Genomic DNA, 14,670 nt, shown 5'->3' on the forward strand with positions numbered 1-14,670 from the left:
GCTATGCTCAATATCGGAATGACCGAGCTGCTGATTTTCGGGATTATTGCGCTTTTGGTCCTTGGACCAGATAAGCTTCCGGAAGCAGTACGTTTTGTCGGAACATGGTACGGCAAGATCAAGCGTATGGTGAGCAATGTTCAGAATGATCTTGATCGTGAATTGCGCCTGTCCGAGCTACGTGAACAGATGCAAGCTGAAATGCAACGGATTCAGGAACTGGAAGCCAAGATGCAGGCACAAATGACAGATTTGCAGCAGCCGATTGCAGCTGATCAAGTAAAAATAAAACCTCAGTCTGCTCAGCCCTTGCTCAGCTATCAGCCGGTGCAACAGCGCGTATCCTCCGTGTATTTACCTAAGCCTACAGCAATTCAAACCATGATTTCAGAACAACGCTATACAAAAATGAAGGTGGCCGTATGACATCCTTACCGACCACACCCGCCTCAAATGATGCTGCAGCGCTGAATCTTGAACAGATGCCGATTACCCAGCATTTGATCATCTTAAGAAAGCATCTGTTTAAAGTGGTTGCTGTCCTGATTGGCCTGTTTTTCTGCTTATTACCCTTTGCCAATCAGACTTACCAAGGGTTGTCCGAACCCTTGCGTGCACAGCTACCTGCCAGCTCAACCATGATTGCCACAGATGTCACTGCAACCTTCATGGCACCTTTTAAGCTGAACTTCTTTGTCGCGCTGATGATCGCGATGCCGTTTATCCTGTATCAGCTTTGGACCTTTATTAAGCCTGCGCTGTATGCCAAGGAAAAGAGCCTGGCCTTGCCACTTTTGATCGGCAGTATCGTGCTGTTTTATACCGGCATCAGCTTTGCCTACTTTGTGGCATTGCCCTCAATTCTGCATTTTTTTATCAGTGTTTCGCCGGAAACTGTGGCACCGATGACCGACATTAACAGTTATCTCAGCTTCTGTTTAAAGCTGTTTCTGGTCTTTGGTTTTACCTTTGAAATTCCTATTATTACCCTGGTTCTGATCTTGATTGGCGCAGTTTCGACACAGACTCTGGTAGAGAAACGGCGCTTTATTATTGTGGGCTGCTTCTTTGTAGCGATGTTTGTCACCCCTCCGGATGCCCTGTCGATGATCATGCTGGCTGTCCCGATGTGGCTACTGTTTGAACTGGGTTTGCTGGCAGGGAAACTGATTGAAAAACGTCGGTTAAAGACTGAATAACAATAACCAGCCAAAACAACAAAAATATCGACTTACTCAGGCAGCTCTGGCTGTCTTTTTGTTTTTTTAATTTTAAATAACGTACTGAATTTATTTAACTTTAATGAAACATTTTCTTAAGATTACTGTCACATCCCAAGCTTAAGATATTGAAAACTTCTACACCACCAAGTACTTATTTTTTAATTGGGACTTTAAAATGAAAAACGAAGACATGATACCTTGCCAGGATCTGGTTGAAGATAGTAATAACTCAAATAACACACACTTCCAAACGATTCTGGATCAATATACTAGTCGTCGTAGCTTTATTGCGAAAACTACAAGTGGGGCAATGGCATTAGCATTTGCAGCAACAGTAAGTGGTTGTTCAGATGATGATAATGATTCTGGTACTCCTGACAGTAATCCAACGACACCGCCAGACACCACCAGCCCAGATCAACATGCATGGAGTGATCTAAAAGCACGTCCGAATAAATTAGCCTTTGAGCCGGTTCGCAAGAATACCCAAAACTTCTTTAGTGTTCCTGAAGGTTATGAGCTTAAAGTGCTATATGCGGTCGGTGATCCAATCAACCCTGCGTATCCAGAAAAGACCGATGCAACCTTAGCTTCTGGTGCTTCTTACCAGTTCCGTTCAGGCGATAACCATGATGGTATGAGCTTCTTCGGTATGCATCCAACCAACAAAAATTATGCTGCCAAAGAATCAACACAAGGTTTACTTGTTTTAAACCACGAATATCTACAACAATCTCAGCTCCATACACCAGAAGGTACAATTACCATCGATGGTGTACGTCCAGAAGATCAGGTACTCCGTGAAGTGAATGCACATGGTGTTTCTGTTATTGAGATTAGCAAAGATGCAAATACACAAGACGTTAAAATCAACTTGAATTCTAATTTTAACCGTCGTATCACTGCCGCAACCGAGATGGAAATTAATGGACCAGCGCGTGGTTCTGACTTAGTCAAAACTATTTTCTCACCAGATGGGACGTTGACTCGCGGTACCTTTGCAAACTGTGGTAATGGTTATACGCCATGGGGAACTTACTTAACGGCTGAAGAAAACTGGAGTGGTTATTTCGCTCGTCAAGCCAATGACACCCGCGCTATTGCAAAAGAAGAAATTTCATTATCACGTTATGGTCGTGGTGGTACTGATGCCCGTTCGTCTCAGTACCGCTGGAATACTCCTGTTGCTGAATTAACCGGTGATAAAGGGCTTTATGATCGTTGGGATATTTCAGTTAAAGGCGCAAATGCTTTAGCAGATTATCGTAATGTCATGAATACCTGTGGCTTCATTGTAGAAATTGATCCATTTAGCGCGACTACACATCCAGTTAAACGTACTGCACTGGGTCGTTTTGCACACGAAGACTGCCGCTGTAGCAACCCTATTCCGGGTCAGCCATTAGCGTTCTATATGGGTGATGACGCGACCGGCGAATATATCTATAAATTTGTTTCTGAAGCCGTCTGGGATCCGAAGGACGTCAATGGTGGTTATACTGCTGGTGATAAATACATGGATAAAGGGACATTATATGTCGCTAAATTCAATGATGACGGTACAGGTGAATGGCTAGAACTGACTCATGGCAAAAATGGTTTAACTACTGCCAATGAAATCTATCCATTTGCAGGCCAGGATGACATCGTCATCAATGCCCGTCTTGCTGCTGACCATGTTGGTGCGACCAAAATGGACCGTCCAGAATGGGTTGCCGTGAATCCCGAAAATGGTGAAGTGTATGTAACCTTAACCAACAACAGCAACCGTGGTCGTGCATATGAAACTGATGCTGCCAACCCACGTAGCTACATCGACTTTAAAGGTTCAAGCGCCAGCAATTCAGGCAATATGAATGGTCATATCATTCGTTTCAGTGAAGCTAAAAATACAGTTACAGCGACAAGTTTTGCTTGGGATATTTTCCTGTTCGGTGCAGAAGCACGTGCTGCTTCTAACATCAACCTGTCAGGTCTGGATGATTTAAATGACTTCTCCAGCCCGGATGGCATGTGGTTCGATCCGCGCGGTATTCTGTGGATTCAGACGGATGATGGTCAGTACACCGATGAAACCAACTGCATGATGTTGGCAGCACTTCCGGGTACTGTGGGTGATGGTGCTAAAGCGCTTGCAGCCAGCACCAAAGCAGAAGGACAGGAAACCTTTGTTGGTGCCAAACTCAGCAATGATCGTGTTCGTCGCTTTTTGACTGGTCCATCGAGTTGTGAAATTACTGGCGTGACTATTACCCCGGACTATAAAGCGATCTTTGTCAACGTTCAGCATCCAGGGGGTGCATGGCCAGCCAACCAAAGCGAGCGTTATAGCCGTTTAGGCAAAGTACCTCGCTCTGCAACTGTGGTCATTACCCGTAAAGATGGTGGCGCCATTGCGGGTGAGGCTTTGGAACAAGCGAGCGTATAAAAAAGCTGTTATTCAAAAATGCCGACGTCAAGTCGGCATTTTTTATATCCGGTGATTATTTCAGGCTAATTATTTTCTCAATAGTTTGACCTGCGGTCGCACCTTGTTGTGACTTCTCGATCCAGTGCCATCGTCCCTGCTGCATTCTCAAAAAATTTGAGCAGCGGGTGCCATAGGCCGGACTCTGAATAAAAGTCGAAGACAGCAGCTGTTCCATTTCCACGGAGATGCCGGTATCTGGCAGAAGTTCAGGAATCACCTTACGTTCATCTTCCAGAATATCCCAGACTGCATGACACAAATCTGCTTCTGCGATCTCCTGGTGTTGCAGCATCGGTAAAAATTCCTGGGTAAAGCGTTTACGTAAATGTCGGGTCTTGTACCAGTCTTCACTCATCAGGCCATTCGAAACCACATAGACGCCATGGGCCAGTACTTGTGGTGCTTCACCGCGATTGCTCATATACACCGCCTGATCTTGATCGCCGATAAACAGGTTAAAGCCGGCATAGTCACACTGGCGTTGTTCCAGATCTTGAGCAAAACGAATCGGCGTTAAGTCAGAATCTAAAAAGTTCTGGATGATATGTCCACGTGAAGTCGGATAATGCCCTTTGTCCTGCCCATCACGAAAATTGGTAATCACCGCCCAGCGACTGGAAGCCGTAATCCCCATCCAGGTGCCGCCCGACTGTAGATCCTGTCCGGCAATTATCGGACTATTCTCCCATTCATGCAGCTCCTGCGTAGGACGCTGATAGAACTCATCCCGATTTGAAATCAGACATAATGAGCTCTGATCCAGAACCCGCCAAGCCAATGCCACGATACACATAATTTACGCTCTCGATCTTTACACATTGAATGTACAACATTTTTCTTTGCTTTAAGCTAAAATCTGTGCAAAACAGAATCACAAGGAACAGGAATGCTCACCTATCCCAATATTGATCCCGTCGCGATTTCGCTCGGGCCCTTACAAGTCCACTGGTATGGACTGATGTACTTACTGGCATTTTTATTTGCCTGGGGATTGGCGACGTTTCGCGCCAAACAACGTGGCTGGACACCGGATATGGTGTCTGACCTGATTTTCTTCGGTGCACTCGGTGTGATCATCGGTGGCCGTGTCGGTTATGTCTTCTTCTACGGTTTTTCTCAGTTCCTGGCCGATCCTTTATGGCTGTTCCAGATCTGGACCGGCGGTATGAGTTTCCATGGCGGTTTCCTCGGGGTCATTCTGGCCATGTTGTGGTGGTGCAAGAAATATAAGATGACCTGGTTCCAGACTCTGGATTTTATCGCACCTTGCGTACCGACAGGCTTGATGTTTGGCCGAATTGGTAACTTTATTGGTGGCGAACTGTATGGCCGTCAGGTCACCGACCCAAACTTTGCCTGGGGCATGATCTTTCCGACCGATCCGCTGCAACTGGTTCGTCATCCATCTCAACTCTATCAGGCACTATGTGAAGGCCTGATCCTGTTTATTATACTGTGGTGGTTCAGCTCGAAGCCACGTCCACGTATGGCAGTTTCTGCGCTGTTCCTGATCGGTTATGGCTTGGCACGTTTTGTGGTTGAATTCTTCCGTGAGCCGGACAATGGCCAACTGTTTATTGGCTGGATGAGCAAAGGACAATTCCTGAGCCTACCAATGATCCTGATTGGCTTGTGGATGATGTGGTATGCCTATCAGAAGAAAATATATGACTGGGGTCCACAAAAAAATAGCTGAGAAAATCGCGTAATTTAGCGAGGCAAAGGCCTCGCTTTTTTATACTCAAAATATGCTAAAGTGCCGATTATCTCTTCTATTCTTTCATCATTATGCTTGAGTTCTGGTTTAATCCGCAGGTATCTGTTCTCAAAAAACTGTTGATCTTTATTGTGATTGCAGCGACAGCTGCAGGCTTGTACTGGATGGAACCACTGCCCTTAGATTCGATTCTGATGTTTGTCGGTACCGGCATCATTTTTCTGATCTGCCGTTACTGCAAAATCCACTTTTCCAGCAAAAACCCGACCGGTTTGCTGTATAGATTACTGACCTGGATTCCAATTGCCTTATTGATTGCTTTAGTTTTTATGAATATGCAACAGGGTGAAATCCTGATTCCGGGTGCACAAGGCATTGCATTTATGGCACTGGCGATTTGCCTGTTTTCTCCACTATCCCTGCTCAATCAGAACAAATCAGATTCGGGTTCACCCCATGCTTGAGTTCTGGTATTCGGAACGCTGTAGCCGTCAAATCAAACTCATCGTTGTCATCGCGACCTGTATTTTTATTTATGCGGCATCGACTGTGGCCCAGTTAGATCCAGTATTTGTTGGGGTGAGTTTAGCGATTGGAATTGTCGTACATTTACTGCACCATTTTCGCCTGAAAATCTCAAAATCCAATCCCTATGCAAATGGCTTTAGCGCCTTGAGCCGGGTCATTCCCATCATTGCCTTAATTACCCTGTTTGGCTATTTGCCAGAACAGCACCAGCAATGGGGCAAATTTGCCTTGGGTCTGCAATGTCTTGGCTTTGCCGCGATTGGATTATTTATTGTTTCAATCTATGAAAGCCGTGCGAAGCGTTTTGAGGACTGATCACTTCGCAGTGTTTTCTTAAAAGTAAGTTTCCAGACGATAGTAACTATAAGTCACGTTTTTATTGCGATAAACCGCATGATCTCGCTGTTTAAAATCTGATACCCAGGCACTACCTGAATAAGCCGCGATATGTCCATATTTATGTCCCTGAGTACGGTCAATAATATAGATATCGCCTTTTTTCGGCCGATCAAAAGAAGCATTAATTTTCTTATAACCCAGCTGCATCAGGGTACTTCCCCAATCTGCCGCTGCGACCGGATGATTCACAATTTTCGCACCAGAAGATTGCAGACCGACACGAATACTGCGCGCACATTTCTGTGTACTGGTATTTCGGGTAATGCCTTGCAGATAACTGGTAAATTTCTCGATATTGATACGATGGCCATTGCTTACGCCTGAAGCGTTACGGACAGTGGCTTTTTGGGATGACTTTTTAGGTCTTTGCTCCGATTGGGAACGCACCATGATATTCGCTTGGACAGGAGCATATACTTCGCTCATGTTTACTTGATGATCATAGATCATGCCTTACCAACCGCTCCTCGCCTGTAATTTAGGCTTTCATATTGTTAACAAGCCGAGAATACTAGTCGTTTAAATGTTATCTTTCACATTAAAAATGTAAATAAATTTGTCTATTTTTCCGGCATTCAAATTAAGCCGTTCTTTCTCATACAGTTACAAAACCCATCATCTTTGCAAAAAAAATGTAAAGCAAAGCCAATTCCAATGCCTTGCAAAGCTTTTTCAGCCTGAAATACGCAAAATGAGTCCTTATCTTTTTCTACTCAAACGTGTGGATTTAATCTGTAGCTCGGCCATTTTCAGACAGCATTTCACCACATGATTACATCATTTTGAGCTTTACCGCCTGTATTACACTGATGCGGCATTTTTAAACCTTGAACTAAACGGAGAAGAAAAATGAGTCAGACTTTAAGTACCGTTTCAAATTTTAATTTAGAACAATATTTAAGTACCTGGTATGACATTGCACACTTGCCGATGAAGCGCCAACCTGAAGACAGCACCGATATTTCTGCGGTATAGAGCTTGAATGAAAATGGCAAGGTGGATGAAGCCATTGCTGAAGCGATCATTGTCGATGCAGAACATGCCAAGCTTGAAATCAGATTTTTACCTGAAGGCTTGCATGGGATCCCGTTTACCAAGGGCGATTATTGGGTCTTAAAAATCGATCCGGATTATCAGACGGCACTCGTGGGCGAGCCAAATAAAGAATATTTATGGTGATTACATCGCGACACCAGTCTGGACGAAGCGACTCAACGCGAATATTTAAGTTATGCAGCACCCTTAGGTTATGATCTGTCTGATCTGATTCATACAGCGCATACTGGCCACAAAACCGCTTAAACCTTTTCTACAACAAGCACCCGCACTGGGTATTTTTTTTTGATTGGGTGCTTGCCGATCTTTTTTGCAGAAGATGCAATATCAGAAATATTAGAAAAAAATGTTATGATGCATTCAATTCAATTTACCCAGCTCGACAGAAAGTGGATTTATCCGAGATAAACTTTTTCTGCTGAAAAAAAGGTAATTTAAACAAATTTTTAAGAGAGACCTATGCGCCAATATCTTGACCTATTACAACATATCCTCGACAACGGCGGCGATAAAGGCGACCGTACCGGTACAGGTACACGTTCGGTATTTGGTCATCAGATGCGCTTTGATCTTTCCCAAGGTTTTCCTTTACTGACCACCAAAAAAGTTCATTTCCGCTCTATCGTGATCGAACTGTTGTGGTTCCTGAAAGGCGATACCAATGTTCAGTATTTAAAAGACAATAAAGTCTCGATTTGGGACGAATGGGCGACCGCAGAACAGACTGCGCGTTTTGGCCGTCCTGAAGGCGAACTGGGTCCAGTTTACGGCCACCAATGGCGTAATTTTGGGGCCAGCAAAAATGCAGACAATAGTTATAATCAGGACGGTTTTGACCAGATCAAATGGTTGATCAATGAAATTAAAACCAATCCAAATTCGCGCCGTCTGATTGTCTCTGGCTGGAATCCGAATGAAGCGGGGCAGGTCGCATTACCCCCTTGCCATACCCTGTTCCAGTTCTTTGTACACAATGGCAAATTGTCTTGTCAGCTGTACCAGCGCAGTGCCGATGTATTTTTAGGTGTGCCATTTAATATTGCCAGCTATGCTTTGTTGACGCATATGATTGCGCAAGTCTGTGATCTGGAAGTTGGTGATTTTGTCTGGACTGGCGGCGATACCCATTTGTACAGCAACCATTTTGAACAAGCACAGTTACAGCTCAGCCGTGAACCATTAGGCCTTTGTCAATTAAAACTAAATTCTGAGATCAAAGACCTGTTCGATTTCAAATTTGAAGATATCGAAATTGTCGGTTATGAATCTCATCCAGGAATTAAAGCCCCTGTCGCTGTTTAATTTTCTTTATTATAAAATTCCCTCTCCTCCTCGGAGAGGGCTAGGGAGAGGCCTTTTACCACGCGTGAATCGCCAACTCCTTTCAAAATATATTCCCGGCCCTAAAGCGTGAAGGCAATCAAGATAAATTGTGAACCTCTCCTTCGTACCAGTAAAAAATTACACGAAGGGCTTTGGGTTTGATGAGAAGGATCAATACATGTCATTTCAAGATTTAGAAGTTGTACACGTCGTCGCCATGGATCAGCAGCGTTGTATCGGCAAGGGCAATGACCTACCTTGGCATATCTCTGCCGACCTGAAACACTTCAAGGAAATCACCCAAGGCGGTGTGGTGGTGATGGGTCGCAAGACACTAGAATCGATGGGACGTACCTTGCCTAAACGCGTGAACTGGGTCATTACCCGTGATCCAGACTGGGCATTTGCAGGCACCAAAGTCGCTTATAGCATTGAAGATGCGCTGAGTCAGGCCGTTGCAGATGTAAAGGCTTCAGAAAAACCTGAAACCATTTTCATCATTGGTGGTGGTGAAATCTTTAAACAGACTATGGATATTGCAGACCGTCTGGAACTGACCCATGTCGAACTGGATGTACAGGGCGATGCCTATTATCCAGCGATTCCAGCAGAATTTAAAAAAGTCGCTGCCGAGCAACATATCGACGACAAAACCGGCATTGCTTTTGAGTTCGCAACCTACAGAAAATAAAGCCTATTTCTCATGAAAAAGTGATGATGCAGGGACGCGAATACATCTCCAGACATTGGAGTCTGTGGCTACTGGGCAGCCTGTTTACTTTATTCGTCCTTCTGTCGAGCCTGTGGTTCAGCCTGATGCTCTGGGTTCATCAACCCCTCGGAAAAATCGGCAGCTTGATGCTGATTGGACTCTGGCTGACCTTTGCGCTGGTCGTTCTCGGGATTTATTTCACCCGGCATCTGATCTCCCGCCAAGTGGATAGCGTTCTTTATCTTCTGGCCTTTTTATTCTGTCTGCTGGGATATTTCAGTCTGGAAGCGCGTCAGGATCGAGAGTGGAATCCTGAGGTTTCCCAGCTTCTGCATTATGAGCAGCAAGGCGATCAGGTTACCTTACACAATATCCGCAACTTTGACTGGCAGGCCGATGGTCGCTATATCGAACGCTGGGAAAGCCGCAGTTTTGATCTGAATCAGATTACTGGCGTGAACATCATTACTTCCTACTGGATGGGGCCTAAAATTGCCCATACCCTGGTCAGCTTCGATTTTGCCAATCAAAAGCCACTCACCTTCTCGATTGAAATCCGTAAGGAAAAGAATGAAGAGTTTTCAGCGATTGGTGGCTTTTTCCGAAAATATGAACTGAGTCTGGTCGCATCGGATGAAAAGGATATTGTCTATACCCGTAGCAATGTCCGTGGTGAACAGGTCTATTTTTTCCCAGTCAAAATGCCGCAAGCTCAGGCTAAAGCGCTATTCAAGGAATATCTGCGTCATGCCGATGAGCTGGCCCAAAAGCCAAAATGGTACAATACCCTGACCAGTAATTGCACCACACTAGTCTTTGATATGGTTCAGGCGATATCGCAACAACAGCTACCCTCAGATTACCGGTTGCTGGCCTCCGGCTATTTACCGAATTATCTCTATGATCTTAAAGTACTGGAACAGTCTTGGGATATGCACACTTGGTATCAACGGGCACATGTCAATCCACGGGTAGAACGCACCGCTAATCTCTCCAGTCAGGACTATTCACGCCTGATCCGGCAGGGCCTACCAAAACCCGACATGCAATAACTGTGTAGCAAATCCACTTCAATAAAGATACAAAATCAACTGGAACCTTGATCATTTTTTTGTTTATATACAAACAGCTAGTCAATGATCAGAGTATCTCTCATGCTAAAAAAATTAACTGCAATCGCGATTTTAGGCTCGGTTTTAACGGTCATGGGCTGCGAAACTGTACCCAATACAGCCACGACACAAACCGCGAATCATTTACAACTTTTGCAAAATCGTATCTGGATTGCAACCCAGATTGGCAATACTGAAATCAAGACGGTGCCAACCGCACGCAATGTTCCGAGTCTGCAATTTGATGCCAGTACCCAGCGCGTTTCAGGTTCAGATAGCTGTAACCGGATTATGGGCAGCTACACAGCAGCAAAAGACACGCTGACCCTGAGCCAGATGGCCACTACCCGTATGGCTTGCATGAACAACGATCAGCTTGATCAGAAATTTAATGAAGCTTTAGCCAAAGTGACTCATTATCAAGTGTTTGGTAAAACCTTAAAATTACTGGATCGCCATGGAAATCTCTTGATCCAGCTGGAAAGTGCTGTTCAGCCGCGTTAATACTTCCCTACAAAAAGCCTGTATGGACAGGCTTTTTTATCTTTCATACTGATGAGCTGGAATTTAACCATCAGCCCGATTGAGTTATTTAATTGAATGAGGAATCAACCATGCAACAGGCACTTTTCGGTGGGGGATGCTTTTGGTGTACTGAAGCCGTATTTTTACAGATTCAGGGAGTTCAGCAAGTCGTCAGCGGTTACGCAGGTGGGCACACAACTCAGCCAAACTATGATGATGTCTGTGGTGGCGATACCGGCCATGCCGAAGTCATTCTGATCGATTTCGATGAAAACCAGATTAACTATAACCAATTGCTCGATGTCTTTTTTGCGACCCATGATCCAACCACATTAAACCGTCAAGGCAATGATGTCGGCACCCAGTATCGTTCTGTAATTTATTATCTGAATGATGAACAGCAGCAACAGGCGCAGCAGGCGATGGATGCCCTGAAAGCCGATGGCATCAATGTGGTAACTGAATTGAGCCCTGCCCCGACTTTCTATCCGGCGGAAGACTATCATCAAAACTTCTTTGCCAAGAATCCGACCCAGGGCTATTGCAATTTTGCCATTCCGCCAAAATTGAACAAATTACGCAGCAAATTTACCACCTTATTAAAAACCCATTAAGTTTCATGAAAAATGAGCATAAAAAAAGCGACTGATTGCAGTCACTTTTTTTATTATCTGAATCTTAGTTATCGGTTGCAAAGGCAATATCGCTGAGTCCGGCTCCACTCGCACGCGACATGACTTGCGCCACCGAGTCATAACGTGATTCTTTATCCGCTTTCAACACAATGGTCGGCTGACGTTCAGCTTGGCCCGCTTCATTAAAACGGGTTTCAAGCTGTTCCAGCGTCAATACATCACCATTCCAGGCAATGTCACCTTCGGCATTGATGCTAATCGTGACATTTTCAGGCGGCAGATCGATAATCTCCGCAGTCGTTTGTGGCAAGGTTAATGGAATTGATGGGTTCGCAACGGTCGCTGTCACCAGAAAGATGATCATCAATACCAACATAATGTCGATGAGGGGAATGAGGTTCATCTCATTCATGCCTACATCGTTGTCTTCACCCAGTTGAAAAGCCATTAAGCTTGACCTCCCACGAAACTCTGTTGTGTTACTTTTTCATCAGACTTTTTTGCAGCAGATTCCTGTTGCAGCATGGTATCAATCAACAGACCGTGTGCCTGATCCTGTAATTCATGAGCCAAGCCACGATTAGCACGTACACAGATGTTATAAGCCAGTACCGCAGGAATTGCGACTGCCAGACCTAAGCCCGTCATAATCAAGGCTTCACCGACTGGAGTTGCTACTTGTGCCAGACCAGCCTGACCACTTTTACCAACAGCAACCAGCGCATGGAAGATGCCCCATACCGTACCGAACAAACCGACAAATGGAGAGATCGATGCGATGGTACCCAAAACTGATACACCTTTTTCGGCATTGGCTTTTTCTGCTGAAATCTGGCGTAACAGCGCCTGTTCTGCCACTGCCTTACGCTGTTCAAAGCCCAAAGGAGCCAGTTTGGTTTTCAGTTGTTCCAATGCCTTAGATAACTGAGCATAGGCAATCTGTTTCAGTTGGCGAGTGCCCATCAAACGCAGCACAAATATGGTCCATGTCGCAATCGACATTGCCAATAACACGAAATACAGCGTTTTACTGACTGCATCAGCGTGTTGCCAATAAACTGAAAAGTTCATATTCGAACTCCTAATGGGTGAGCCGTTATTTAACCTGAAAATCGAAAGGCTGTTCCACGCGTGTTGGATAAGCCACACCATTTTCAACATATTTGGTGAGTTGTGCACGACGTACCGCTGCTTCTACTTTGCGCGTTACCGCCGGGCTACAACTTGAATTTCGTGCAGTCGCAGAGACCACTTTACCCTGCTCATTCGCTGAAACATCTACTAACAGTGAACAGGCTGATTTTAATTCACCTGCAGAGAGTGAGACTTTTGGTGAACGCTGCCAGGACACGCCCCCACCAATCGATACACTTTTCGGGGATGGCGGCGCAGCAGGTGCTGGCGGTGTCACAGGCGCAGGTGGCGCGACCGGAGCAGGTGCCGGTTTAATTTTAGTTTCAGTGACCACTGTCGGTACAACCGGACTTGGGGTTGGTTTTGCTTCAACTGGTGGTGCTTTAACCACTTTTGGCGCTTCAGCCTTTTTCACCTGCTCGATTTTTTCTACTTTTTTCGGTGGTGGTGGCAGCGGTTTATCGACAATTTTGACTTCTTTAGGCTTAGGCGGCTCTTTTTGTGGCTCGGCCTTCGGCTTTGGCGGTAAAGGTTTTGGCGCTTCCTGGAGTTTAACAAAGCGCACTTTTAAGGGTTGCTTATCAATGGGTGTCAGCTCAGGTGCTTTCATCTGGCTGATCGCATATAACACACCCACATGCCCAACCAGTACAGCCGCCACGATAGAGATGACTTTCTTTTTCATCTGATTCGGCGGTGTAGGCATTTGGGGCGCAGCAACTTGACTCATTAAATCTATTACCTTGAGGAGATGATGTGGAACAAACTATCAAGCTCATCGGTTAGCACAATTAAAGTATGCCAATAATAAATGAGAAGTGTTTTCATTTGCAACCGCTAATCCTACCTTTGACTGACTTTTTTTGCATCAAAACAAAAAAAGGCACACTAAAAGTATGCCTTTTTAAAATGCAATGCAAGTCTTATTGGAACACGACAGTCTTGTTGCCATCGACAATAATACGGTCTTCCAGATGCCATTTCACCGCGCGGGCCAATACATTACGTTCCACGTCCTGACCGAGTTCACGTAACTGTTCAACAGTAAAGTCATGGTTCACGCGCTCCACATCCTGCTCGATGATCGGACCTTGATCCAGATCAGCAGTCACATAGTGCGCAGTTGCACCAATCAGCTTCACGCCTTTTTCATAGGCCTGTTTGTACGGATTGGCACCCACGAAAGCTGGCAGGAAAGAATGATGAATGTTGATCACTTTCATTTCCCACTTGCTGACAAATTCTTCATCTAAAATCTGCATATAACGTGCCAGCACCAACAAGTCATTGCCTTGCATCAGCTGATCAATTTCTGCATAAGCTTCAGGTTTGTTGTCTTTGTTCACCGGCACGACTTCAAATGGAATGCCAAAGTTTTCAACTGCTTCGCGTAAAGTCTCGTGATTCGATACCACTTTGGTAATTTCACAAGGCAAACCACCACGTGCATGACGCCATAACAGCTCAAGCAAGGCATGATCGACTTTAGACACCAAAATACCGACTTTTTTCACGTCACTGACCAGCGCCAGACGCCATTGCATGCCATAGCGTTCCGCCACATTTGCTGCAAAAGTCTGAGTAATACTTTCTTTTCGACTTTGAAGATTATCTAATTCAAATTCAACGCGCATGAAGTAACGTCCGCCCTGCGCTGCTGTCGCATATTGGTCAAGCGCAGTAATGTTGGCACCTTGATGATACAAGAAGCTCGAAACAGCCTGCACGATGCCCGGCTTGTCTTCACAAGTAATCAATAAACGTGCGGTGTTAGCAGTCGTCATATTCATGTTGGTTTAAGTCACTAATCAGTTAAATTAAAAAATAAGCCGAGTA

At 45.1% G+C, this 14,670-nt stretch carries 19 protein-coding genes; 13 read left to right on the forward strand and 6 right to left on the reverse strand.

Annotation, left to right across the window (positions count from 1 at the left end; genetic code table 11):
* The first annotated feature begins 3 nt into the window (after nucleotides 1–3).
* From tatB to G4D73_RS07435, 3 genes are all read left to right on the forward strand, one after another.
* On the forward strand, nucleotides 4–426 hold the full coding sequence (gene tatB, locus G4D73_RS07425; protein WP_213686428.1) for a Sec-independent protein translocase protein TatB: 423 nt from the start codon (nucleotides 4–6) through the stop codon (nucleotides 424–426).
* The gene (gene tatC / locus G4D73_RS07430) at nucleotides 423–1,199 is read left to right on the forward strand and encodes a twin-arginine translocase subunit TatC (RefSeq protein ID WP_180037958.1); all 777 of its coding nucleotides are present in this window, start codon (nucleotides 423–425) and stop codon (nucleotides 1,197–1,199) included. Before tatB ends, tatC begins: the two co-directional genes overlap by 4 nt.
* A gap of 199 nt (nucleotides 1,200–1,398) precedes the next feature.
* Nucleotides 1,399–3,651 (forward strand): PhoX family protein, encoded by a 2,253-nt coding sequence (locus tag G4D73_RS07435; protein ID WP_213686429.1) that lies wholly within the window; start codon nucleotides 1,399–1,401, stop codon nucleotides 3,649–3,651.
* Between the two features lie 55 nt (nucleotides 3,652–3,706).
* On the opposite strand, the gene G4D73_RS07440 is transcribed toward G4D73_RS07435, so the two are convergent.
* Complete coding sequence (locus G4D73_RS07440) at nucleotides 3,707–4,486, reverse strand: NRDE family protein (protein WP_191112039.1); 780 nt, start codon at nucleotides 4,484–4,486, stop codon at nucleotides 3,707–3,709.
* A gap of 93 nt (nucleotides 4,487–4,579) precedes the next feature.
* Here G4D73_RS07440 and lgt point away from each other — a divergent pair, with 93 nt between their 5' ends.
* The 3 genes from lgt (at nucleotide 4,580) to G4D73_RS07455 (ending at nucleotide 6,253) form a co-directional block, all read left to right on the forward strand.
* Nucleotides 4,580–5,389: a prolipoprotein diacylglyceryl transferase gene (gene lgt, locus G4D73_RS07445; RefSeq protein WP_005250665.1), complete on the forward strand. Its 810-nt coding sequence runs from the start codon at nucleotides 4,580–4,582 to the stop codon at nucleotides 5,387–5,389.
* A gap of 92 nt (nucleotides 5,390–5,481) precedes the next feature.
* On the forward strand, nucleotides 5,482–5,874 hold the full coding sequence (locus G4D73_RS07450) for a hypothetical protein (RefSeq protein WP_191112037.1): 393 nt from the start codon (nucleotides 5,482–5,484) through the stop codon (nucleotides 5,872–5,874).
* The gene (locus G4D73_RS07455; protein ID WP_005250661.1) at nucleotides 5,867–6,253 is read left to right on the forward strand and encodes a hypothetical protein; all 387 of its coding nucleotides are present in this window, start codon (nucleotides 5,867–5,869) and stop codon (nucleotides 6,251–6,253) included. The genes G4D73_RS07450 and G4D73_RS07455 overlap by 8 nt, the downstream gene beginning before the upstream one ends.
* A gap of 18 nt (nucleotides 6,254–6,271) precedes the next feature.
* Here the strand turns inward: G4D73_RS07455 and G4D73_RS07460 are convergent, their stop codons facing one another.
* Nucleotides 6,272–6,787, reverse strand: a complete 516-nt coding sequence (locus tag G4D73_RS07460) for a hypothetical protein (protein WP_005107935.1) — start codon at nucleotides 6,785–6,787, stop codon at nucleotides 6,272–6,274.
* Nucleotides 6,788–7,186: 399 nt separating this feature from the next.
* Between G4D73_RS07460 and G4D73_RS07465 the strand changes: the two genes are divergently transcribed.
* The 7 genes from G4D73_RS07465 (at nucleotide 7,187) to msrA (ending at nucleotide 11,679) form a co-directional block, all read left to right on the forward strand.
* Nucleotides 7,187–7,312, forward strand: a complete 126-nt coding sequence (locus G4D73_RS07465) for a lipocalin family protein (protein ID WP_005245940.1) — start codon at nucleotides 7,187–7,189, stop codon at nucleotides 7,310–7,312.
* Between the two features lie 3 nt (nucleotides 7,313–7,315).
* Entirely contained in the window at nucleotides 7,316–7,516 is a 201-nt protein-coding gene (locus G4D73_RS07470) for a lipocalin family protein (protein ID WP_005250658.1), read from the forward strand.
* A 336-nt stretch (nucleotides 7,517–7,852) separates the two neighbouring features.
* A complete protein-coding gene (thyA, locus tag G4D73_RS07475) occupies nucleotides 7,853–8,695 on the forward strand; it encodes a thymidylate synthase (protein WP_213686430.1) in 843 nt (280 codons plus the stop codon).
* 199 nt (nucleotides 8,696–8,894) lie between these two features.
* Nucleotides 8,895–9,407: a dihydrofolate reductase gene (locus G4D73_RS07480; protein WP_004278430.1), complete on the forward strand. Its 513-nt coding sequence runs from the start codon at nucleotides 8,895–8,897 to the stop codon at nucleotides 9,405–9,407.
* 23 nt (nucleotides 9,408–9,430) lie between these two features.
* Nucleotides 9,431–10,480, forward strand: a complete 1,050-nt coding sequence (locus tag G4D73_RS07485) for a DUF4105 domain-containing protein (RefSeq protein WP_213686431.1) — start codon at nucleotides 9,431–9,433, stop codon at nucleotides 10,478–10,480.
* A gap of 102 nt (nucleotides 10,481–10,582) precedes the next feature.
* Nucleotides 10,583–11,044 (forward strand): META domain-containing protein, encoded by a 462-nt coding sequence (locus G4D73_RS07490; RefSeq protein WP_004647415.1) that lies wholly within the window; start codon nucleotides 10,583–10,585, stop codon nucleotides 11,042–11,044.
* Nucleotides 11,045–11,154: 110 nt separating this feature from the next.
* Nucleotides 11,155–11,679, forward strand: coding sequence for a peptide-methionine (S)-S-oxide reductase MsrA (gene msrA, locus G4D73_RS07495; RefSeq protein ID WP_213686432.1), 525 nt, complete (start codon nucleotides 11,155–11,157; stop codon nucleotides 11,677–11,679).
* 64 nt (nucleotides 11,680–11,743) lie between these two features.
* Here msrA and G4D73_RS07500 read toward each other — a convergent pair whose 3' ends face one another.
* The 4 genes from G4D73_RS07500 to purU all read right to left on the reverse strand — a co-directional run bounded on the left by G4D73_RS07500 (nucleotide 11,744) and on the right by purU (nucleotide 14,624).
* On the reverse strand, nucleotides 11,744–12,148 hold the full coding sequence (locus tag G4D73_RS07500) for an ExbD/TolR family protein (protein ID WP_004278434.1): 405 nt from the start codon (nucleotides 12,146–12,148) through the stop codon (nucleotides 11,744–11,746).
* Complete coding sequence (locus tag G4D73_RS07505; RefSeq protein WP_005250649.1) at nucleotides 12,148–12,771, reverse strand: MotA/TolQ/ExbB proton channel family protein; 624 nt, start codon at nucleotides 12,769–12,771, stop codon at nucleotides 12,148–12,150. Before G4D73_RS07505 ends, G4D73_RS07500 begins: the two co-directional genes overlap by 1 nt.
* A 25-nt stretch (nucleotides 12,772–12,796) precedes the next feature.
* The gene (locus G4D73_RS07510; protein ID WP_213686433.1) at nucleotides 12,797–13,564 is read right to left on the reverse strand and encodes a TonB-dependent receptor; all 768 of its coding nucleotides are present in this window, start codon (nucleotides 13,562–13,564) and stop codon (nucleotides 12,797–12,799) included.
* A 193-nt stretch (nucleotides 13,565–13,757) separates the two neighbouring features.
* Nucleotides 13,758–14,624 carry a formyltetrahydrofolate deformylase gene (gene purU / locus G4D73_RS07515; protein WP_005250645.1) on the reverse strand — a complete coding sequence of 289 codons (867 nt, stop codon included), beginning with the start codon at nucleotides 14,622–14,624 and terminating at the stop codon, nucleotides 13,758–13,760.
* Nucleotides 14,625–14,670: the final 46 nt, after the last annotated feature.

Origin of the sequence: Acinetobacter sp. WY4 (genome assembly GCF_018438165.1) — a bacterium.
GTDB lineage: Bacteria > Pseudomonadota > Gammaproteobacteria > Pseudomonadales > Moraxellaceae > Acinetobacter.